We start from the raw sequence: 21466 nt of genomic DNA, 5'->3' as shown, positions 1-21466 counted from the left end.
TGCAATGTCCTGGATAGTCACCGGAGGCGCCGGCTACATCGGCGCCCACGTCGTCCGCGCTCTCGCGGATGCCGGGCTCACCCCGGTCGTGCTCGATGACCTGTCCAGCGGCGTCGAGTCCTTCGTGCCCGAGGGCGTGACATTCGTGCGGGGCAGCATCCTGGACCGTGAGCTGGTCGAGAAGACGCTGCGCGACCACGGTGCCGAGGGTGTGATCCACGTCGCGGGCTTCAAGTACGCCGGCGTCTCGATGCACCGCCCCCTGCACACCTACGCGCAGAACGTCGAGGGCACGCGGGTGATCCTCGAGGCCATGGAGGCCGCGGGAGTCTCGAACATCGTGTTCTCCTCCTCCGCCGCCGTGTTCGGCACGCCCGATGTGGCCCTCGTCGTGGAAGACACCGCCAAGAAGCCGGCCAGCCCTTACGGCGAATCGAAGCTCATCGGCGAATGGCTGCTGCGCGACCAGGCGATCGCGACGGCGGAATCCGAGCGGCCCCTGCGACACACCTCTCTGCGGTACTTCAACGTGGTGGGTTCCGCCGATCCGACGGTCTACGACGTCAGCCCGCACAACCTCTTCCCGATCGTGTTCGAGGCGCTGCTGGCCGGGAAGACGCCCCGCATCAACGGCGACGACTACGCGACGGAAGACGGGACGAACGTGCGCGACTACGTGCACGTCGGCGACATCGCGGCCGCCCACGTCGCGGCCGCGCAGCGTCTGTCCGACGGACGCCCGATCGAAGCCGCCTACAACCTCGGCTCCGGTGACGGACTGAGTGTGAAGCAGATCATGGATGCCGTCGCCCGCGTGACCGGCATCGACTTCACGCCCGAGATCGGCCCGCGCCGCCCCGGTGACCCCGACCGCATCGTCGCGACCGGTGAGCTCGCAGCCCGCGACCTCGACTGGACCATGCGGTACTCGGTCGACGAGATGGTGCGCACGGGGTGGGAAGCGCGGCAGGCCGCCCGCCCCTGACGGTCAGAGGTCGCGGGAGCGGATCGGGTACGCCCAGAAGCAGAGCCAGGCGAGGACGGTGAACCCGAGCGGGATCACTGCGAGCATCAGCCGGATGCCGCCGTCGACGCTGTCGGGCTGCGTGTCACCGAGGGCGGCGTCGAAGCCGGAGGCCGTGAGCACCACGGCAGCGACGATCGCCTGCAGCACCACCGAGCCGCGCACCACGAACCCGTTCACCCCGAAGTAGGCGCCTTCGCGACGGTGACCGGTGCGCACGGCATCGTCGTCGATGATCTGCGCGAGCATGACCTCGAGCAACTGCAGCAGGCCCCCGACCCCCACGCCGACCGCGACACCGACCAGAGCCGCGCCGATCACGTTCGACGGCGCGAGGTAGCCGAGCACGGAGACCCCGAACACCGCGACGCTCCACAGCACAGCGGAGCGGGGTGAGGTCCGGCGGACGACCGCGCTCCACAGCATGATCGACGGGATCGCGGTGACGAAGATGGCACCGAGCAGCAGGCTGCCCTGCCCCTCCGGCGCATGCAGGGAGTAGCGCACGTAGAAGGGGATCGCGGCGAGGATCACCGCGATCGAGGTCTGCACGAACAGCGAGCCGAGCACGTACGGAACGAACGCCCTGTTGCGGAACGTGTACTTCAGCTGGTCTGCCCAGCGCATCGCTTCCGACGATGCCGTCGACTCCGCGTCCGGAATCCGGCGCTCGATCATCCCGCCGAAGAACGACCAGACGAGCAGCACGAGGCAGACGGCGGCGAGAACCAGGGCCATTCCGGGCCACCCGATCGCGCTGTACAGCGCAGGGGCGCCCGCGGTGCCCAGGACCATGCCGAAGATCGCGAAGATCTGTCGCGGCACGTTGCCGCGGGCGCGTTCCTCCGTGGTGCGGAACATCTCGGGGAACAGCGCCGAGATGTTCAGCACCACCACGACGAACGCGATGTCGTACACCGCCACGACGACCAGGAACCAGGTGATGAGGCCGGCGACGGGGAGCTCCGGCGGCATCCAGACCAGCGCGAATGCGACGACCAGCGGCACGATGCCCAGGCCGATCCACGGGATGCGCCGGCCCCACGGAGTGCGCAGTCGGTCGGAGATCGTGCCGACGACGGGGTTGAGCACGGCGTTCAGGATGCCGTGAGCGATCATCGCGACCGCCACCCACGTGGCCGGTACGGCGAGGTGCGAGACGTAGAAGTAGACGACGAAGGCCGAGAACGTCTGCGCCATCAGCTGCGTCGGGAAGCCCGAGGCTCCGAAGGCGATCGCCTGCGACCTGCTCGGGGCCGCGTCGAGGCGTCGGTCGCGCACCCGATCGCCCAGGGAGGTCACCGCGCGTCTCCCCGTTGCAGGTCGCGTCCCCGCTGCAGGTCGCGCAGGTCGCGCCAGCCGATGCGCACGAGCCCCTCATCGTCGATGGCCTGCCGGACCGCGGGGTCCTTCAGCAGACGAAGCTCATATCCGCGCTTCGTCGCGCTGAAGTCCACGGCGGCGCGGAGCTCATCGTCGTCGACCATCGGATGGAGGTAGATCTCGGTGACCCCTGCCGGCACCGCGCGCAACAGCGCGATGAAGCCGTCGCGCGTCTGCGCGTACGTCTCCTCGTCCGGCGTGCCTTCGCGCAGCAGCTCGAACGGGTGCGACCAGAGCCGGTCGATGATCTCGACGCCGGAAGCATCGGCGGCCGTTGCCGCAGCATCGAGTTGAGACTGGAGCGCGGAGTCCTCGCCCACGCCGTCCATACTGCGGGGCAGCCGGAACGGGAGGCCGTGGCGTGCAGCGAGCTCGAACACCGGCTGGAGGAAGCCGCGTCCGGTCACGAGCCCGTAGACCGAACCCATGTGGTTGTCGAGATGCGTCACATCGACGCCGGCATCGAGCGCGGCCTGCACCTGAGCGGCGAGTTCGGCAGCGACGTCGTCGTCGGCGGCGTTCCGCTCGACGGAGAGCACATCGGTCGGGAAGAAGCCCGCATCATCGACAAGGGTCGTGGCGGTGCCGGTGAGCGGGCGCCACCGGTAGCGCGCCCATTCGCTGGTGAGCACGAGATGCACGCCGATATCGAGATCGGTGCGGGATGCGGCGAAGGCGAGCGCCTCCGGCGACCACGAGCACGGGACCATCACGGTCGACGAGTCGATGCTCCCGGATGTGAGCAGATCCATGATCGCGGTGTTCGCCGCGTGGCACATGCCGAAGTCGTCCGCATTGAGGATGATCGCCCGTGCGCCGGGCGGGAGGCCGAGTCGGTCGGCGAGATCGGACGGTGCGGTCATCGGGAGTCCTGTCGGGTGGTTCGAGCGACACTGCTCGGGCGGGCGATGTTCGGCGGGTGGTGTTCAGCAGGCGTTGGGGGGCGGGGTGTTCAGCGGGCGCTTTTGGGGGCGGGGGTGAGGATCCGGGTGAAGAGGTCGCCTCGGAGTGCGGCCGCGGCCTGGTCGACGGCGCCGATGAGCGGAGCCTCAGGCCCGAAGGAGGAGACGAGGAACCGCAGCGGGAGCTGCGCGTCATACTCGCCGGCGACGCGCTCGATGGCAGCGACGAGCACGGGATGAGCCGCCTTGCCACCGAGGACGAACGCCTCAGGGTCGAGCACCAGCCCCACGCTTCCGGCCACGAGAACGATGCGGCGGGCGACCTCGGAGATGATCTGGAGCGCTCCATCGTCTCCGTGGACTGCGGCCTCCAGATGATCGCTGAGAGATGCGGCGGGATCGCGACCGACGCCGAGCGCGAGGTCGCTGACGACTGCATCGCCCACGAGGGGAGCACCGATCGGGATGGGGGTCTGCGGCAGGTACATGACCTCACCGGCGACGCCGGAGAATCCACGGTGCAGCGCGCCGTCGATCACGATGCCCGCTCCGAGTCCGTCGTCGAGGAGCAACAGCGCGAAGCTGGTGAGGCTTCCTCCGCCGCCGCCGGTGAGTTCGGCGAGGGCCGCGAGGTTGACGTCGTTCTCGATGCGGACAGGACAGTCGAGGGCCGCGGCCAGTGCCGCACGGAAGGCGCCGCCGTCGGGACCGAGGTCGTCACGGATGCCTCCGTCAGCGGTGACGATGCCGGGCACCCCGACGACCGCGAGGTGCACGGCGCCCTTCGCCGCCTTCAACGAACGGCGGCACTCATCGACGAGCCCGACGATGTGGGCGACACGGTTCTCGGCGTCGGGGAACGGCGAGTGCGCCTCCGCCCGCACGATCCCGGTCGCGTCGACCAGCACGACGTGCGCCGCGTGGTGATCGACGTGCACGGCCGCGGCGAATCCGAGGCGCGGATGCAGGGCCACACGTCCGGCGGCGGGACCCCCCGTGTCCCGGTCCACTCCCGCAGGCGCGACTGCTCCGGCGTTCTCGAGCATCCGCAGCACCTGAGTCACAGCGGTACGCGACAACCCCGTGGCGGACATCAGCTCCGAGCGGGTCTGCGGGCCGCTGCGGGCGAGGGCCTCCAGGATCGCGCGGCCGTTGAGCGTGCGTAGCAGGCCCTGCGGTCCCGCGAGTGGTCTGGACATAGGTGTTCCGGAGGCGCCTCTCGTTTCGCGTACTTCACCCGGCTTCTGAGGCGGGCGCAGTGCCCGCCAGCATGCCACATCGCGTCGCACCAGTCGAGACTTCGCGCCGATTCCGGTGCCGGTGAGTGCTGTGGGGCAAGTCACGGTCACGGTCACGATCAGAGCCTCGAGTCGGCGCGGCTCGGCTCGAAACGGCACGGCACGGCTCGGCTCGAGTCGGCTCGGTGGCAACAATTCACACCCTGAGTGGTGGCGTCACACCCTGAGTGGTGCCGCGCGGCTGATGGCCGGCTCTCTGCGCCCGCCACCTCGGGATCGCCGCGTTCGCCACTGCCGGGTCGGGTCCCACCAGGCGGGGCCACGGATGTGCGGGATGCCGTGGCGCATGCGGATCTCCCATCCGCTGGTGCCGAGGGTGCGGTGGTGGTGCCAGCAGAGAGCGACGCCGTTGTCGGTGTGGGTGGGCCCGCCGCGCGCATGCTCTTGGACGTGGTGGATCTCGCACCACGTGGCGGGGACATGACAGCCGGGAATGAGGCACTCCCCGTCGCGGATGGCGATCGCGCGGCGTTGATGGGCGGTGAAGATCCGGTCGGTGGCGCCGATCCCGATGATGCGCCCGCCGGAGTCGAACATCACGCGCTGTATTCCGCCGGCGCAGGCGGTGTGCGCGGCGACCCGGATGGGAACGGGGGTGTCGATGCCGTCGATGTGGGCCCATCCGTTTCCCGTGGCGTAGTCGTCGGCAGCGACGGTCACGACCAGGGTCGGGGCGGCGCCTCCGAGGCGAGGCATGTCGTCATGGCGGGCGGCGATCCCGAGCGCGGCGGCGAGGATGTCGTGCTGCTTCTGCGCCCGAGATCGGGTGTCGACCATTCGGCCCGGATCACCGGATGGAAGGTCACCGTCGTCCATCCCCGTGGGCTCGGTATCGCGACAGGGGGATTCTTCCGAGGGTCGGAACATCACTCCCGGGAGGGGAGGCCCGTCGACTTTCGGATTCAGGTAGGCGTCGAAGATACGTTGCAGTTGTCCCGCGACTTCGGGCAGGAGCCCGCCACGGATCGGAATGAGCCCCTGTTTGGCCCGCCCGAGGACGATCCCGCGGGCGCGCATCGCGATGTCGTGCGCGGGTTCGGCACCATCAGGATCGAGGTACTGCACGATGACCTGCGCCAGAATCCTCAAGTCCTCCGGCGTCGCCGCCGGCGCAGAGTCTCCTTCGACGCCCGCCCCCGAATCCGCTCCTGGAACGTCTTGCGCTCCCGCACCCGCGGCCGGGATCCCCCGCGAGTAGGCCGCCAGCTCCCCGTCCGCGAGCAACCGGTCTGCTGTCCCGACACGGATCCCGGCCTGTTCCACCGGCCCGATCGCGGCCAACAACCCGGCCACACCGAGGGCCCCGTCGAGTAGCGCCGCCCGCAGTTCGGGCCATCGCGCGGGCGAGCGGAACCCGGATGACAACTCCACCTCCCGGCGCACCGCCCGCGCCGCCTTCAGCATCCGCCCTGCACCGGGCCCGTCCGTCCGCAGCACCCGCTGCAGCAACTCGCTCATCGTCCGGCACCCGAACCTCCCGCAGAATCCAACCTCTCCCGACCCGGCGGGACGCCCATCGACCGACGCGACCGCCTCCACGACGACTGCCTCCGCCCGCCGCTGCACCTCACCCGCCACACGCAACAGGTCCATCTTCACCGCATCGGACATCACCGCCATCGCGTCAGAGCGCAACACGGCATCCAAGTCGGTCACCACCTGTTCGAGCACTTCCACGGGGTTGTTCATGGGTCGAGTCAACTCGGGGGTACCGACATTCCTTCCCGGATAAACCCCGATCAGAGCAATATTCCGGAACACGCGTAGACCTCATGCGTCCTCCACGAACTCGCCCCGAATCCGTCTTTCCACATCTCAGGTAGAGGCGTGATGCTGCCACCCCCGAAGGTCCGACGCCGGAAGCAGAATCGGTACATGCGCATCGACACGACCCACGCAGAAGCCCATGAGCAAGAGCACCGATGGCCGAGAGGCGAGTCGAATCATCCACCCTCGATTTGACGCTCGCGGTTTCGCGAATTAAATTACAGATCGGTAACGGTGGCATCCGGGGGGATCGACCGCCGCGCACGCCAGCCTCCCGGAAGGATCCCGTCACGAATTCCCTGCCACCCGAGCGCGATCACGACGCCTCGGAAGCTCCCACCGAAGTCCCTGACTCATCCCGACCGCTTTTGCGGCGTGACCTGCGACGCTCCGTTTCCGCGGACTCGCAGAGTCGCCGCCCGGCGAACACCGCCCATGCTGCTGCGGCACCGGAGACGACCCCGGAACCCGATCCGGCCGCTGCCTCCGCAGCAGTCACAGGGCCCACGCACGCAGCAGACCCGGAACCCGCATCCTCTGCAACCCCCACATCCCCCACGCCGGAGACAGACCAGGCCGCACCCGACGCGGCTCCCCCTCGCGCACAGGCACAGGCACCCCACACCCCTCGCACCTGGGATCCTCGCCTGCGCCCCCGCCACATGGCACCGAAGTCGACGCCGAAGACGGCCCCGACCTCTCGCGGCGAGGCCCGGCGACAGAAGCGCCAGTGGGCGAAGACCAAGGCACTCGGCGCCACGCTGGCGATCGGCGTGATGATCACCGGGGCAGCGCTTCCCGCCCTCAACCCCGCGGGTGGCCCTGCCGCCGCCGCCAGCTCCAGCGTCTCGACCCTCGCCGACGGCACCGCGCAGTCCTACACGGCGAAGTCCGAGATCCGCGCTGTGATCGACCCACGGGGCAACTTCTCCGCGACCACGCCCGAGGAGATCAAGGAGACCCGTTCGCGCGCCGCCGCCGCAGCAGTCGCCGCCGGCATGCCGCTCTCGAGCGCGATGGACATCCCCCTCGCCGGACGCATCGTGATGCCGATGGCCGATGGGACCTACTCGTTCACCGATGGCTTCGGCGCCTCGCGGCCGGGACGTTCGCACCTCGGGCAGGACTTCGCCGCCCCGGTCGGCACACCGATCAATGCCGCCATGAAGGGCTGCGTCTCACGGTCCACGGAGAGCTACCAGGGCTACGGCGTGACGATCCAGATCGAGAGCATCGTCGACGGGCAGGCCGTGAGTACGGTCTACTCGCACATGACGTACGGAAGCCGTGCGGTCGAGGTCGGTGATTGCGTCGACGAGGGGCAGTACATCGGCGACGTCGGATCGACCGGCTACGTGTTCGGCTCCTGCCTGCACTTCGAGGTGCACATCAACACCGCGCCCGTCGACCCGCTGCCGTGGCTCAAGAAGAACGTGAGCTGATCGGCGTCGACCGCCCCCTTCTCCCGTCTGCGGTTCACCGTAGGGTGGATGGATGAGCTCCCTGGAGATCCGCAACGCCCGCGCGGAGGACGCCGACGACATCGCCGGGGTGCATGTCCGCTCGTGGCAGGTCGCCTATCGCGGGCTCATCGACCAAGCCGTGCTCGACGGCCTCTCCATCGACGAGAGAGCTGCGGGCTGGCGTCGCACCCTCGCCGAACCGTTGCCGACGAGCCTCGGGACCGTCGTCGCCCTGCGCGACGACCGTATCGTCGGATGGGCTTCACTCGGCTCCGGACGCGACCCCGACGGGGTCGCCGACGGCGAGGTGTACGGCATTTACGCCGATCCCGCCGCCTGGTCTACGGGCGCGGGTCACGCCCTGTTGGAAGCCGCCGAACAGCGGATCGCCGAGGCCGGCCACAACCGCGCCTACCTCTGGGTGCTCGACGGCAACGAACGCGCCGATTCGTTCTACGCCCGCCACGGCTGGATCGAAGACGGCGCGATCAAGATCGAGGAACGCCCCCAGCTCACACTGCGCGAGCATCGTCGCGTGAAGCTGCTCGGCACCTGACCTCGCACCTTCCGGCACCTCCGTCCTGCCTGACCTCGCGCCTTCCGGAACTTCCCGCCTTCCGGAACCTCCGGCACCGCTCAGTCGAGAGCGCTCATGACGTGCTTGATGCGGGTGTAGTCGTCGAACCCGTATTGCGACAGGTCCTTGCCGTAGCCGGAGTGCTTGAACCCGCCGTGGGGCATGTCCGACACGAACGGGATGTGGGTGTTGATCCACACGCAGCCGAAGTCGAGGTCACGAGAGAACCGCATCGCCCGGGCATGATCCGTGGTCCACACCGAGGCGGCGAGCGCGTAGGGCACGTCGTTCGCCATCCGCAGAGCCTCGTCGTCCTCCGAGAACGCCTGCACCGTGAGCACGGGTCCGAAGATCTCCCCCTGCACGATCTCGTCGTCCTGTCGTACTCCCGACACGATCGTGGGCTCCCAGAAGTACCCTCGATCGCCCTGGCGGCGTCCGCCGGTCTCGATCGTCGCGTGCGCGGGGAGCCGGTCGATGAATCCCTGCACCTGCGAGAGCTGCGCCGCACTGCTCAGGGGCCCGTACAGCACCCCCTCCTCGTGCCGGCCACCGGTGCGAGCGTGCGTCTTCGCCCGGGCGACCAGAGCGGCGACCAGCTCGTCGTGCTTCGATTCGTGCACCAGCACCCTGGTGGCGGCAGTGCAGTCCTGTCCGCCGTTGAAGAAGGCACCGGTGATGATGCCCTCGACGGCCTTCTCGATCGACGCATCCGAGAACACGATCGCCGGAGCCTTGCCGCCCAGCTCGAGGTGCACCCGCTTGACGTCGTTCGCCGCCGAACGAGCCACGGCCATACCGGCCCGCACGGAACCGGTGATCGCCACCATCTGCGGCGTCGGGTGCTCGACCAGCGCGACACCGGTGTCACGGTCGCCGAGCACGACGTTGAGCGTCCCGGCCGGCGTATGCAGCGCGACGATCTCCGCGAGCAACAGCGTGGTCAGTGGCGTGGACTCCGCGGGCTTCAGCACGACGGTGTTGCCGGCGGCCAGCGCGGGGGCGATCTTCCACACGGCCATGTTCAGCGGGTAGTTCCACGGCGTGACCTGACCGATCACGCCGACGGGCTCGCGCCGCACGAACGAGGTATGCCCGGCGAGGTACTCCCCCGCCGCCCGACCCTCGAGGCTGCGCGCCGCACCCGCGAAGAAGCGCAACTGGTCGACCGACTGCATGATCTCGTCGGCCACCAGGCTCGCGCGCGGCTTACCCGTGTCCTGCGATTCCAGGTCGGCGAACTCCTCCGCCCGCGCCTCCATCTCATCGGCGATGCGGAACAGCGCCAGCTGGCGGTCGGCGGGCGTCGTGTCGCGCCAGATCGGGAAGGCGGCGGATGCGGCGGCGTAGGCGGCATCGACGTCGACGGCGTCCGACACCGGGAGTTCCCCGTACGTCTCTTCGGTGACAGGATCGAGGAGCGGCATCCGCTCGGCACCACGCGCGTCGACGAAACGGCCGCCGATGAAGTTCTGCAGCGGCGCGGAGTTCTTCAGAAGATGACTGGGCATGGCGCCATCGTACCGACTTCAGTACGGAATCTGAAGATCCAGCAATATGAAACAACTGAATCAGTTGCAGAGGGTGGGAATGACTGACAATATCGACACATGAGTACGAAGTCTTCCCAGCCTGCCCTTGATGACATCTCGAAGCGCATCGTCGAGCTGCTGCAGGAGGACGGGCGACGCCCCTACGCCGAGATCGCCCGCGAGGTCGGCCTCAGCGAGGCTGCGGCGCGCCAGCGGGTGCAGCGGATGACCGAAGCCGGGATCATCCAGATCGTCGCGGTCACCGACCCGATGCAGCTCGGCTTCCACCGTATGTCGATGATCGGAATCCGCGTCTCGGGCGATCCGCGGGAGATCGCCGAAGAACTCACCCGGATCCCCGAGCTGGCGTACGTCGTCGTCACGCTCGGCACGTTCGACATCCTCGTCGAGGCCGTGTGTGAGAACGACGAGCACCTGATAGACCTCATCGCGACCCGCATCCGCACCATCCCCGGCATCACCCACACCGAGAGCATGCTCTACGCCGGTCTCTACAAAGACCTCTACAACTGGGGCACGCGCTGACGCGCACCCCGCTCCCGTACCTCGCACCCGCACACCACGGAGAGAAACCATGGGCACCACCGTCTTCGAACGTCAGCAGCCGTCGCCGTCCGTCATCGACGACTCCCTCCGCGACACCGCGCTGCGGGTGTTCTGGCTCGACGATGTCGACCGGCCGGCACATCCGCGGCTGAACGGCACGGTCCGCGCCGACCTCGCCATCGTCGGCGGCGGGTACGCCGGACTGTGGACGGCGGTGCGCGCCAAGGAGCGCGACCCCGAACGCCGCGTCGTGCTGCTCGAGGCCTCGCGCATCGCCTGGGCGGCCTCCGGCCGCAACGGCGGCTTCTGCGAGTCGAGCCTCACACACGGACACGAGAACGGCGTGAACCGCTGGCCGGAGGAGATCGACCGCCTCGAAGAGCTGGGACACGCGAACCTCGACGCCATCGGCGAGACCGTCGAGCACTACCGGATGGATGCGGAGTTCGAGCGCACCGGACAGCTGGCCGTCGCCATCGAGCCCCACCAGGTGGAGTGGTACCGCGATGAGCCGGGCTTCCTCGACCGCGCAGCGGTGCAGGCCGAGGTGCACTCCGAGACGTTCCTCGCCGGCGACTGGGACCGCGACGGCTGCGCGATGGTGCATCCGGCCAAGCTGGCTGTGGAGCTGGCCCGCGTGGCCGCCGACCTGGGCGTCGAGATCTACGAGCACAGTCTGGTCCGCGCCATCGAGGGCGACGGATCGGGACCGATCACGCTGGTCACTGCGAACGGCCGCGTGATCGCGGATGCCGTGGCGCTCGGGACGAACGTCTTCCCCTCGCTCCTCAAACGCAACCGCCTGATGACCGTGCCCGTGTACGACTACGTGCTGATGACCGAGCCGCTCTCCTCCGAGCAACTGGCCTCGATCGGCTGGTCGAACCGACAGGGGCTCGCCGACAGCGCGAACCAGTTCCACTACTACCGGCTCACGGGCGACAACCGCATCCTGTTCGGCGGCTACGACGCCATCTACCACTTCGGCGGCAAGGTGCGCGCGGAGTACGAGGACCGCATGGAGAGCCACCGCAAGCTCGCCTCGCACTTCTTCACGACCTTCCCGCAGCTGGAGGGCCTGCGCTTCACCCACCGCTGGGCCGGAGCGATCGACTCGTCGAGCCGCTTCTGCGCGTTCTTCGGCACCGCCCGCAAGGGCCGCGTGGCCTACGCGACCGGCTTCACCGGGCTCGGCGTCGGGGCCGCACGCTTCGCGGCCGACGTCATGCTCGACAAGCTGTCCGGTGAGGAGACCGAGCGCACCGCGCTGCGGATGGTGCGTGAGAAGCCCATCCCGTTCCCGCCCGAGCCTGCCGCCTCGATCGGCGTCAACCTCGTCCGCGCCGCGATGAACCAGGCCGATCACAACGAGGGCAGGCGCAACCTGTTCCTCAAGACGCTCGACGCCATCGGAATGGGCTTCGACTCGTGACCGGTCTCGCCGCCGGGGCGGGTGTGGATGCGGGCGCCCTGGCGCTCTCGCATGAACCTCTGCCCGTGGACGAGGTGATCGCCGGGGCGCCGACGGCCGCCGTGCGCGAGCTGGCGGCCCTCGGCGGGATCGAGATCGGCGTCTGGGAGATGACCCCCGGCACTGCGACCGATACCGAGGCCGACGAGGTGTTCGTCGTGCTGTCGGGCCGCGCCACGATCGCGTTCGCCTCGTCCGGACTGCCCGACCTCGAGGTCGGGCCCGGCTCGGTGGTGCGCCTCGCCGAGGGCATGCGCACCACCTGGACCGTCACCGAGACCCTCCGCAAGATCTACATCACCTGACGCGCTTCGAATCGCGCGAAGGGCTGCATCCCGGGACGAGATGGAGCCGTTCGCGCGATTCGAAGGCGAGAGATCAGCCTTTCCGAAGGAACCAGCCGCGGCGCTCCTGATCGCGCCGCAGCCAGGGCAGGAACGCCCACCAGAGCAGGAGCGCGACCGCCGCCCCGCCGATCAGTCCGGCGCACGTGTCGGTGAACCAGTGCGCGTTGATGAGCGTGCGCTGCCACACCATGCCGACGGCCAGGAGCACTCCGAGCACGATCCAGACGCGGCGCGCCCAGACCGCGGATGCCGGGATCAGTGCGAGCACCGTGATGATGATCGCGGCCATGCTCACGGAATGTCCGGACGGGAACGAACCGTGGTCGACCTGCACGAGCGGGCCGAAGAGTCCACCGGCCACGTCTTCGGCCGGGCGCGGCCTGTCGACGAGGTTCTTCGTGAGCTGCGACAGCAGCCCTGGGCCGGCGAGCTGCACCGCGATCACGAACAGCGCGGAACGCCAACGCCCCATCAGCGACAGCACCAGCGGGAGGAGGATCATCATGAGCACCGCCCCAGGGAGCTGACCGAGATGCTGGAACATCTGCGCCAGCACGAAGCCGGGCAGCGTCGATTCCGGCCCGACCCCGACACCTCTGCGCCACAGGTCGTCGAGGCCCTGCGTCCACGGCGCATCGGGCGCTGCGAGCACGCCGACCGCGAGAGCCACGAACACCGCGAGCAGCCCGAGAGCGGTCCACAGCATCCACCGAGGGCGCGGCGAGGCCACCGGTCGGGTGGCATCCCCGACCGCGACAGCCGTGGTCACGACGGCGTTCCCAGCAGCGGCCGCACGGAGGCGTAGGCATCGGACATGTCGCGGGTCGGCACGTCGTAGACCCGCGCGATGCCCTTCGATCCCTGGTGACGCGGCCAACCGGGGTCTCCTCCGACGATGAACGCGACAGCGGCGCCGTGCACCTCGTCAGCCAGCTCCTGCGGCGGGTTCGGACCCGCGAGCGGCTCCATCGCCGGACCGTCGAGGCAGTCGAAGAAGAACGGCACATCGAGGCAGTGCTCGGCGAAGCCGAAGTGTCCGGACGGCCACGAGAAGCGGTACAGCCAGGTGGGAGCGGCACCGCGGTCGGCGACGATCTTCAGCAGCGCCGAGCGGAACATCCGGTCCGTCAGCAGCCGACCGCCCACCCGGGCGTTGCCGAGTCCGGTGATGTCGGCGTTGGCGGCGAGGTACTGCCGACGCGCACTCTTCGGCAAGCCGAGCTTGTTCAACAGCAGCGACCTCGGCACCCAGCGCAGCTTCTTCTCGGAGCCTGCGAAGACCATCGTGAACTCGTCGTCGGTCGCACCGATCACGAGCGGCTTGTCGGCACCGACACCGGCGCGGAGGGCCTCACGCGTCGGGCGTGGCAGCAGGTCGCCGTCGACGGCCGGACCGAGCGGAAGGCCCTCTTCGACCACACTCCCGAGCGAATCAGGACCGAGCTCGGTCGCCTTTTTCTGCAGCTCGAGGATGCGGTCCTCGGACAGCGTCGAGAACCCGGCCACGGTGGGCGCGACCCCGGCCGCTGCGGCGAGTCCGCGCCCGAAGGCCTCGGCGCGGGCCGGAGCCACGTCGGCGAGCGCACCGGAGATCGCGTACACGCCGTGGAACAGATGCTGTGCCTTCTCCATGCCGAGCAGGGTCAGCACGGCTCCTCCGCCGGCGGATTGCCCGGCGATCGTGACGCGCGACGGATCCCCGCCGAACTCAGCGATGTTCTGCTGCACCCACTCGAGGGCGAGCAGCCAGTCGCGCACGCCCCGGTTCGAGGGGGCATCCTCGATCCAGCCGAAGCCGTCGAAACCCAGGCGGTAGGAGAGCGACACGGTCACGACGCCGTCACGGTTGAAGTTGCGGCCGTCATACCAGGGGCTCGCGGGCGAGCCGGCGAAGTATCCGCCGCCGTGGATCCAGACGAGAACCGGAAGACCGGCGCCCTGCGCGGCAGGGGTCGGGTCCGGCGTGAAGACGTTGACGTTGAGCGTCGAGTCGCCCTCGACGCTCGGTTCGGGGATGAGCGTCACCCCGGGGTCGCCGCGCTGGGCGGTGGCGGCGAACTCGAGCGCATCGCGCACTCCCTCCCACGGCGCTTTCGGCACGGGCGCCTGAAAACGCAGCGCGCCGATCGGCGCCTCCGCGAACGGGATGCCCAGGAAGGCTGCCGACCGCGGATTCCCGCGCCCGCCCGTCGTCGGGCGCCAGCGGCCCCGCACCCGTCCGGCGGCCGTGGCCACCTCGACGAAATCGGCGGTCGTGTCGAAATCGGTATCCGTCATCACAGCATTCTCCTGCTCATTCCCGGTCATCAGCGCACTCCCTTGATCGGCGCGGTCGCGACGGCGGCGAGGATCACGAACACGATCGCGAAGACGAAGAGCATCGCGTAGCCGCCGACGGAGGTGATGATGACACCGCCGATGGCGGGACTCAACGCCTGCGGCACATTGGTCGCGACGTTGAGGATGCCGAGATCCTTGCCCGCCGAGACGCCCTCGTTCGGCAGCACCTCGGTCATGAGCGCCGCATCCACCGACATGTACAGGCCGAAACCGACGCCGTTGATGATGCTCATCAGGACCATGCCGGTCATGTTCGGCTGCAGCAGCGGCATCGCGAGGCCCGCGACCATCACGGCGGAGGCGGCGTAGATGAACACCTTGCGGCGCCCGACCCTGTCGCTCCACCACCCGGAGAGGGCGATCGCGATGAGCGTCGGGATGAAGGCCACGAGTGTGAGGGTGACGACGGCCCCCTGGGCATCCGCGAGTGGCAGGCCGATGTAGTCGGTGAGCATGTACAGCTGATACGCGCTGACGACGAAGTAACCGAGGATCAGCAGGAACCGCGCGGCGAACGCCCAGGCGAAGTCCGGGTGACGGCGCGGGTCGATCCAGAATCCTCGGAAGAATGCACCCCAGCGGAACGCATCCACGGCCGCGTGCTTCGACGACCAGTCGCGGTTCACGAGTGCGAACAGCAGTGCCGCCACGATCACGGCACCGCCGAACACCGCGTAGCCGATGCCGATCTGCGCGGCGAAGGCACCGGCGAGCATGATGCCGACGGTCATGCCGACCTGCGTGCCGAGTCCGATCATCGCGCTCGCCCCGCCGCGCTTCGAACGCGGGAACCGATCGGCGGTGATCGCGGTCAGGGGCGCCTGGAAGAAGTTCAGCGCCACCTGGATGATCACCCAGAACACCGTGATCCAGAGGATGTCGGTCAGCGAGCCCAGCCCGAACAGAAAGATGCCGCCGATGATCGCGCCGAGCACCATCCACGGCACGCGGCGTCCGAAGCGCGAGCGCGTGCGGTCGCTCAACGCCCCCACGATCGGCTGCGCGAACAGCGTGAACACGAAGGAGATCGTGGTCACGACGGCGAGGTTGCCGACCTTGTTCGCCTCGTCGATCATCAGGATCTGGCTGGGAAGAAGAATCGCGATGAGTCCGCCGTAAGTGGCGAACAGCGTGAGGGAGGCGATCAGCAGGCTGGGCAACAGCCGCCGGTTCGCCGGCGGACTCGCCGCCGGCTCCCCCGCTTCGGGCGGGACGGCGCGGATGGTGCCGGTCGGCGCCAGTTCGGCGGCGGGGTCGAGCGGGGACACGGACATGTCGGCTCCTCGTTGAGCGGAATGTTGAGCGGAATGTTGAGCGGATCTGATCAATACCAAACGGCATTCGGTATTCACCCGACATGCTGACAGATCGTCTCCACCCTTCGCAAGTCATTCACGAACGTTGTTTGGTTTTTGTGATCTGGTCGTGACGGTTACCCTGGAGCCATGGCGACACGAGGGGCGTATGCGAAGGGTGTCGCCAAACGCGAGGAGATCCTCGAGGCCGCCCTCGCCGTCGTCGCGGAGCACGGATACCGCAAGGCTTCCGTACGCGAGATCGCGGATGCCGCCGGACTCAGCCCCGCGGGACTCCTGCACTACTTCGGCAGCAAGGAAGAGCTCTTCGTCGCGATCCTCCGCGCCAGAGACGACCGCGACGAGCAGGAATACGCGGGCGAAGACGCCTCCTCCGCGTTCCTCGCGGTCATGCGCCACAACACCTCGGTACCCGGTCTCGTGCAGCTCTACGCACAGCTGGCCGCCGAGGCCGGAGACCCCTCCCACCCCGCCCACGCCTATTTCCGCGAGCGCACCGAGCGGGTCGAGGCCTTCACCCGCGCGCAGGTCGCCGAAGACCAGAAGGCCGGACGGATGCGCGACGACCTCGACCCCGCCTGGGTGGTGCGCACTCTGCACGCCCTGGCCGACGGGCTCCAGGCCGCGTGGATGCTCGATCCGTCCCTCGACATGGCCGCCGAGATCGAGCAGTTCCTGGTGCTGCTGCGTCCGGCCTGACGACCCGCCTCAGTCGAGCGTCGTCGCGACGGCGTGCGGCATTCGGGCCCTCATGATCCGGACAGCCTCGGGGTTGTCATCGACGAGCACAGCGTCGCGGCCGAGCGCCGAGGCGACAGCTCCCGTCGTGCCACTCCCCGCGAACAGATCGAGCACCCGGTCGCCGGGGCGACTCGACGCCGTGATGATACGCCGCAGGATCCCCTCAGGCTTCTGCGTGGGGTAGCCGGTCTTCTCCCGTCCGGTCGTCGGCACGATGGTGTGCCACCAGACGTCGGTGGGGAGTTTGCCGCGCGCGGCCTTCTCGGCCGTGACCAGCCCGGGCGCCATGTAGGGCTCGCGGTCGACCTCGTCGGAGTTGAAGACATACTCCCGTGGGTTCTTCACGTAGACCAGGATCGTGTCGTGCTTGGTCGGCCAGCGGCTGCGCGACTTGGCACCGTAGTCGTACGCCCAGATCAGCTCGTTGAGGAAGCAGTCCCGTCCGAAGACCGCGTCGAGCATGACCTTCGCGTAGTGCGCCTCGCGATAGTCGAGGTGCAGGTACAGAGTGCCGTCGTCGGCGAGCAGCCGCCAGGCCTCCTCGAGCCGCGGCATCAGGAAGGCGCCGTAGTCGTCGAAGCGGTCGTCATAGGCACGCAGCATCCCGCGTACGCGCTCGTACGCATGGCCGTGGAAGCCGTGCCGCACCTCGGTCCCCGGCTCGGACTCGCCGGCACCCGGGGCAGAACTCAGGACGACCGGCTCCGCGTTCCCGGTTCGGACGGCTGCCGTGCCTGAATCCGCGCTCTCCTCCTGAGTCATGAACGTCCGCCGCGCAGTGACCACCTGCCGCTCCTGCGTGCGGCCGGTGTTGAACGGCGGATCGAGGTACACCAGGCTGAAGGACCCGGAGGGCAGGGTCGCCGCGACGGCGAGGTTGTCGCCCTCGACGATCGTCACCGCCCCCGGCACGACCGGCGCGATCACCGGCATGACGTCAGGCGCCACGCCCTGCGGGTCCGCCGCGGCGGGAACAACCGGGTCCGGCGCCGTCACGGCACCCGATGCAGCCACGCCTCGGTGGCGAACTTCGACTCGACGAGCGCCTCGGCGTCGGCGTACTCGTCCGCAGAGATCGAACCGGTCTCGGCATGGGTCAGCGAGCGGAAGGTGTCCTTGAAGCGCTCGATGATCTCGGCGCGCTCGAGTCCGGTCTGGCTGCGCAGCGGATCGACGCGCTTGGCGGCGGATGCAGTGCCCTTGTCGCTGAGCTTCTCGCGGCCGATGCGCAGCACCTCGGTCATCATCTGCCCGTCGATGTCGTACGAGAGGGTGGCGTGGTGCAGGACGCCGCCGTTGGCGAGGCGCTTCTGGGCGGCACCGCCGATCTTGCCGGTCGGGCTCGCGATGTCGTTGAGCGGCTGGTAGACCGCGTCGATGCCGAGCGAGCGCAGCGCCTGCAGCACCCAGTCGTCGAGGAAGGCGTAGGAGTCGGCGAAGGTCATCCCCGCGACCAGGGATGCCGGCACATAGAGCGAGTATGTGATGATCTGCCCGGCTGCCATGAGCATCGCACCCCCGCCGGAGATGCGGCGGACCACGTCGAATCCGTGCTTCGCGGCACCCTCGGGGTCGACCTCGTTGCGGTACGACTGGAACGAGCCGATCACCACGGCCGACTCGTCCCACTCCCAGATGCGCAGGGTGGGTCGGCGGCGCCCTTCGCCCACGCGGGAGGTGAGCACCTCGTCGAGGGCCAGGTTCATGCGCGGCGAGACCGCCTTCTCGTGCACGATCTCCCAGTCGAAGTCACGCCACCCCGGGGCGGTCACGAGTGCGCGGCGCACCGCGGTGCCCACGGCCTCGGGTGTGAAGCCGAGCAGCTGAGCCCCGTCGGGGAGGGCTGCGCGCACCGCGGTCGCGATCGCGGTCGCATCGGACTCCACGGGCAGCCCATCGACCGCGGCGTTGATGTCGTCGAGCGCCGAGTCGGGTTCGAGGAAGAAGTCTCCGGCGAGGCGGAAGCGCGAGATCCGGTCGTCTTCGATCTCGAGGTCGACGACGACGAGCTTTCCCCCTGGGACCTTGTATTCACCGTGCACGGTTCCAGCTTAAGGCGCGCAGCCCTCGTTCCGGCGGTCAGCCTCCGAGCACCACCACGCGCTCTCCCGCCCTGATCGGCGTCGAATACCTGTTGCCGGCGGGCGGCAGCGGGCACACGAACTGATCCGAGAACGCACACGGTGGCAGGTAGGCGCGGTTGAAGTCGATCACGGCCGTGCCGTCGGCGGCGGGTTCGTCGACAGGGAGGAAGCGGAAGCGGTAGGTCTCGAGCCCGTTCGTCCCGTCGGCGAACACCGCGCTCAACGCGCCCTGAGCGCTCCTGGTCACGGTGAGCGTCTGCGGCGCCCCCGCCAGCTCGAACCGCAGCCGCCCGGCGACGGGAGTCTCGCGCGCATCGCCGTCGACCGAGGTGATCACGATCCGCTCGTCCGGGGTCTCCTCGAACACGGCCGGCAGCCGCCAGCGCTCATCGGGGGCGTAGGCGTCGATCGCCGTGAACCACTCGCGCTGCGGGCGCGCCGGATTCAGCACACGCAGGGCGAGCGTGCCGTGGCGCTCGAACACCCGCAGCTCACGCCGGCCGAGACGGATGCTCTCGCCTCCGCGCAGCACGACGGTGGATCCCGCCTGGCCGAGCTCGCTGCCACGGATACCCCCGTCGCCGGTGAGCGCCCAGAGCCCGGGGATGCCGTCGACGGCCGCCGCTTCGGTGATGAGCCAGTTCGTCGACTCGAGCGCCGACGGACCGTACTCCGAGCCCGCATAGCGTTCGCGTGACGCGTGCCAGTCCTGCCAGTCCTTCACGAAGCTCAACGGAGCGCTCCCTCCCGGCGAGGGAACCGCACAGCGGGGGCTCTCCTCGCTCATGCGCGGAATATTGCCCCGAATCTACGGGGGCTCCGCGGCCGGCGAGGCGGTCGTGTCACACGCCTTCACCGCGCGTAACGCCGCGTCATACCGGCATCGTCGGAAAGATCTCACACCGAGACCCACGCTCTCCGCCGACACCCATGTTCACGTACGCGCGCCACGGTGGGTATGGGCGCGGGCCGTGGGTCTCGCCGATGGCGACGTGAGTCTCAGCGCGCGGGGATGTGCGTGTCGAGCCAGGCGAGCACGTCGGCGCGCACCTCTTCCTGCTGCAGCTCGGCGAAGATCTCGTGCCGCGCATCCGGGTAGACGAGCGTCGTGACGTCGGTGAGACCGGAACGGCTGCGGTACTCGTCGGCGAGCTTGTGCACGCTGCGGGGTCCACCCACCGGGTCGTCGCGACCCACGAGCAGCAGCATCGGGATGTCGTGTCCCAGGTCCTTGGCCGGACGACCGTAGAGCTTCGCGGCCTCGATCGGGCCGAAGAGCTTGAGCAGCGGCACGTCGGTGGTCAGCGGATCCTCATCGAACGCGGCCCAGACGGCGGGGTCGCGGCTGAGCCATTCGAGGCCGGTCGCGCCCTCGCCTGCCCAGCGCGCGTTCAGGGGCGCGGCGTTGAGCGACCCCGGCATCCGCAGTGCCGAGCCGGAGAGGATGACGGCGTCCCAGGCTTCCGGGTGGTCGTTGACGAGCATCTGCGCCAGGAACGAACCCCAGGAATGACCGAGCAGCACGAGGGGCAGATCGGGGTTCTCGTCGCGGATGATGCCCGTCAGCTGCCAGACGGCCTCCTCGGCCGCGCGCAGCCCGCCCTTGCCCAGACGGCCGAGCTTCTCCGGGCCGCCGTGCTGACGGATGCCGGTGCGACCGTGTCCACGATGGTCATCGGCGTAGACGTGGAAACCGGCAGCGGTGAGCGCCGCGATCAGCGCGCCGTACCTCCCCGCATGCTCGCCGACGCCGTGCAGCAGCTGCACCACGCCGCGGGGAGTCCCCTCGGCGGGATGGACGTCGTAGACGATGTCGACGCCATAGGCATCGGTGAACTCACGGGTATCCATCACGGTGCGAGCCTACCCATCACGCGAGAGGGCGGCTACCGGGCGAGGCGGGCGGCTACCGCGCGAGGGCATCCCGGATCGCGAAGGCGATGTCGCGATCGGTGACCTCGTATCCGCCGACCCCGTCGGAGGCGGAGCCCATGCGCACGCCGCCGTCCTGGGTCACGGCGCGCTTGGCGGAGAAGTGGATCGCATCGACCCCCGCCGCCGCCAGAACCGGGGCGCTGGCCACGTCGACGCCGCTGCCCGCCATGATCTCGATCTCGCCCTCGGCTGCGGCGACGAGGGCACGCAGCGTGTCGATGCCGTCGATCGCCGCGGACGCTCCCCCGGACGTGAGCACACGACGCAGGCCCAGCTCGCGGGCGCTCTGCAGTGTCGCGACAGGGTCGGCCGTCACATCGATCGCACGGTGCAGCGTGGCGGGCGCTCCCCCGGCCGCATCACGCAGACGCGCCATCGCGAACAGGTCGAGACGCCCGTCGGCATCCAGGGCACCGATGACCACACCGGAGGCACCGGAGGCGATCGCACGGCGCACGTCGAGCTCGGCGACCGCCAGCTCGTCGTCGTCGTAGTGGAATCCACCCGCGCGTGGGCGGATCAGCACGTGCACCTCGGGGCCGTCGGCTCCTGCCGCCTCGACGGCGAGTTCGAGCGTCGCCGGCGACGGGGTCAGTCCGCCGAGGGCGAGGGCGGTGGCGAGTTCGACGCGTGCAGCGCCGACCTCCTTGGCGATCCGCACTCCGGCGGGGTCCTGCACGGCGATTTCCAAGGCGAGCGATCGGGTCACCCCTCCATTG

Annotated in this window: 20 protein-coding genes; 7 read left to right on the top strand and 13 right to left on the bottom strand. The window is 69.2% G+C overall.

Annotation, left to right across the window (positions count from 1 at the left end):
* The first annotated feature begins 4 nt into the window (after positions 1 to 4).
* Positions 5 to 985: a UDP-glucose 4-epimerase GalE gene (galE, locus tag ACLFA2_RS11645; RefSeq protein ID WP_021200024.1), complete on the top strand. Its 981-nt coding sequence runs from the start codon at positions 5 to 7 to the stop codon at positions 983 to 985.
* A gap of 3 nt (positions 986 to 988) precedes the next feature.
* Here the strand turns inward: galE and ACLFA2_RS11640 are convergent, their stop codons facing one another.
* The 4 genes from ACLFA2_RS11640 to ACLFA2_RS11625 form a co-directional block, all read right to left on the bottom strand.
* Positions 989 to 2326 carry an MFS transporter gene (locus ACLFA2_RS11640; protein WP_426621349.1) on the bottom strand — a complete coding sequence of 446 codons (1338 nt, stop codon included), beginning with the start codon at positions 2324 to 2326 and terminating at the stop codon, positions 989 to 991.
* Entirely contained in the window at positions 2323 to 3270 is a 948-nt protein-coding gene (locus ACLFA2_RS11635; protein ID WP_426621348.1) for a polysaccharide deacetylase family protein, read from the bottom strand. The genes ACLFA2_RS11640 and ACLFA2_RS11635 overlap by 4 nt, the downstream gene beginning before the upstream one ends.
* A gap of 89 nt (positions 3271 to 3359) precedes the next feature.
* Positions 3360 to 4508, bottom strand: coding sequence for an ROK family transcriptional regulator (locus ACLFA2_RS11630; RefSeq protein WP_021200282.1), 1149 nt, complete (start codon positions 4506 to 4508; stop codon positions 3360 to 3362).
* A gap of 255 nt (positions 4509 to 4763) precedes the next feature.
* Positions 4764 to 6296 (bottom strand): DUF222 domain-containing protein, encoded by a 1533-nt coding sequence (locus ACLFA2_RS11625; RefSeq protein ID WP_426621347.1) that lies wholly within the window; start codon positions 6294 to 6296, stop codon positions 4764 to 4766.
* 740 nt (positions 6297 to 7036) lie between these two features.
* Between ACLFA2_RS11625 and ACLFA2_RS11620 the strand changes: the two genes are divergently transcribed.
* Together ACLFA2_RS11620 and ACLFA2_RS11615 are read left to right on the top strand one after the other, a co-directional pair.
* On the top strand, positions 7037 to 7816 hold the full coding sequence (locus ACLFA2_RS11620) for a M23 family metallopeptidase (protein ID WP_136023991.1): 780 nt from the start codon (positions 7037 to 7039) through the stop codon (positions 7814 to 7816).
* 52 nt (positions 7817 to 7868) lie between these two features.
* Positions 7869 to 8393: a GNAT family N-acetyltransferase gene (locus tag ACLFA2_RS11615; RefSeq protein WP_347123632.1), complete on the top strand. Its 525-nt coding sequence runs from the start codon at positions 7869 to 7871 to the stop codon at positions 8391 to 8393.
* An 80-nt stretch (positions 8394 to 8473) separates the two neighbouring features.
* On the opposite strand, the gene ACLFA2_RS11610 is transcribed toward ACLFA2_RS11615, so the two are convergent.
* Positions 8474 to 9925, bottom strand: a complete 1452-nt coding sequence (locus tag ACLFA2_RS11610) for a gamma-aminobutyraldehyde dehydrogenase (RefSeq protein WP_426621346.1) — start codon at positions 9923 to 9925, stop codon at positions 8474 to 8476.
* A 99-nt stretch (positions 9926 to 10024) separates the two neighbouring features.
* Between ACLFA2_RS11610 and ACLFA2_RS11605 the strand changes: the two genes are divergently transcribed.
* Genes ACLFA2_RS11605 through ACLFA2_RS11595 form a run of 3 tightly spaced genes read left to right on the top strand, consistent with a single transcriptional unit; the run spans position 10025 to position 12289 of the window.
* The gene (locus ACLFA2_RS11605) at positions 10025 to 10492 is read left to right on the top strand and encodes an Lrp/AsnC family transcriptional regulator (protein ID WP_021200288.1); all 468 of its coding nucleotides are present in this window, start codon (positions 10025 to 10027) and stop codon (positions 10490 to 10492) included.
* A 49-nt stretch (positions 10493 to 10541) separates the two neighbouring features.
* The gene (locus ACLFA2_RS11600; RefSeq protein ID WP_426621345.1) at positions 10542 to 11945 is read left to right on the top strand and encodes an NAD(P)/FAD-dependent oxidoreductase; all 1404 of its coding nucleotides are present in this window, start codon (positions 10542 to 10544) and stop codon (positions 11943 to 11945) included.
* A complete protein-coding gene (locus ACLFA2_RS11595) occupies positions 11942 to 12289 on the top strand; it encodes a cupin domain-containing protein (RefSeq protein ID WP_315071851.1) in 348 nt (115 codons plus the stop codon). The genes ACLFA2_RS11600 and ACLFA2_RS11595 overlap by 4 nt, the downstream gene beginning before the upstream one ends.
* A 73-nt stretch (positions 12290 to 12362) precedes the next feature.
* On the opposite strand, the gene ACLFA2_RS11590 is transcribed toward ACLFA2_RS11595, so the two are convergent.
* The 3 genes from ACLFA2_RS11590 to ACLFA2_RS11580 are packed head-to-tail and all read right to left on the bottom strand — an operon-like array spanning position 12363 to position 15945.
* On the bottom strand, positions 12363 to 13100 hold the full coding sequence (locus ACLFA2_RS11590) for a phosphatase PAP2 family protein (protein ID WP_426621344.1): 738 nt from the start codon (positions 13098 to 13100) through the stop codon (positions 12363 to 12365).
* Positions 13097 to 14608, bottom strand: a complete 1512-nt coding sequence (locus tag ACLFA2_RS11585; protein ID WP_031207538.1) for a carboxylesterase/lipase family protein — start codon at positions 14606 to 14608, stop codon at positions 13097 to 13099. The genes ACLFA2_RS11590 and ACLFA2_RS11585 overlap by 4 nt, the downstream gene beginning before the upstream one ends.
* Before the next feature lie 29 nt (positions 14609 to 14637).
* Entirely contained in the window at positions 14638 to 15945 is a 1308-nt protein-coding gene (locus ACLFA2_RS11580) for an MFS transporter (RefSeq protein WP_021200293.1), read from the bottom strand.
* 171 nt (positions 15946 to 16116) lie between these two features.
* On the opposite strand from ACLFA2_RS11580, the gene ACLFA2_RS11575 reads away from it, so the two are divergent.
* Positions 16117 to 16686, top strand: a complete 570-nt coding sequence (locus ACLFA2_RS11575; protein ID WP_021200294.1) for a TetR/AcrR family transcriptional regulator — start codon at positions 16117 to 16119, stop codon at positions 16684 to 16686.
* A gap of 9 nt (positions 16687 to 16695) precedes the next feature.
* Here the strand turns inward: ACLFA2_RS11575 and ACLFA2_RS11570 are convergent, their stop codons facing one another.
* The 5 genes from ACLFA2_RS11570 to ACLFA2_RS11550 form a co-directional block, all read right to left on the bottom strand.
* On the bottom strand, positions 16696 to 17661 hold the full coding sequence (locus ACLFA2_RS11570) for a DNA-methyltransferase (protein WP_040569761.1): 966 nt from the start codon (positions 17659 to 17661) through the stop codon (positions 16696 to 16698).
* Positions 17662 to 17720: 59 nt separating this feature from the next.
* The gene (locus tag ACLFA2_RS11565) at positions 17721 to 18770 is read right to left on the bottom strand and encodes a lipoate--protein ligase family protein (protein WP_029259853.1); all 1050 of its coding nucleotides are present in this window, start codon (positions 18768 to 18770) and stop codon (positions 17721 to 17723) included.
* A 37-nt stretch (positions 18771 to 18807) separates the two neighbouring features.
* Positions 18808 to 19599, bottom strand: a complete 792-nt coding sequence (locus tag ACLFA2_RS11560) for a DUF1684 domain-containing protein (RefSeq protein WP_231494475.1) — start codon at positions 19597 to 19599, stop codon at positions 18808 to 18810.
* 212 nt (positions 19600 to 19811) lie between these two features.
* The gene (locus ACLFA2_RS11555; protein WP_021200298.1) at positions 19812 to 20663 is read right to left on the bottom strand and encodes an alpha/beta fold hydrolase; all 852 of its coding nucleotides are present in this window, start codon (positions 20661 to 20663) and stop codon (positions 19812 to 19814) included.
* 55 nt (positions 20664 to 20718) lie between these two features.
* Positions 20719 to 21456 (bottom strand): copper homeostasis protein CutC, encoded by a 738-nt coding sequence (locus ACLFA2_RS11550; RefSeq protein ID WP_021200299.1) that lies wholly within the window; start codon positions 21454 to 21456, stop codon positions 20719 to 20721.
* Positions 21457 to 21466 lie beyond the last annotated feature (10 nt).

Origin of the sequence: Microbacterium sp. As-52, assembly GCF_049949185.1 — a bacterium.
Classification (GTDB): Bacteria; Actinomycetota; Actinomycetes; order Actinomycetales; family Microbacteriaceae; genus Microbacterium; species Microbacterium maritypicum_A.
This window is presented reverse-complemented; position numbering and strand designations above follow the sequence as displayed.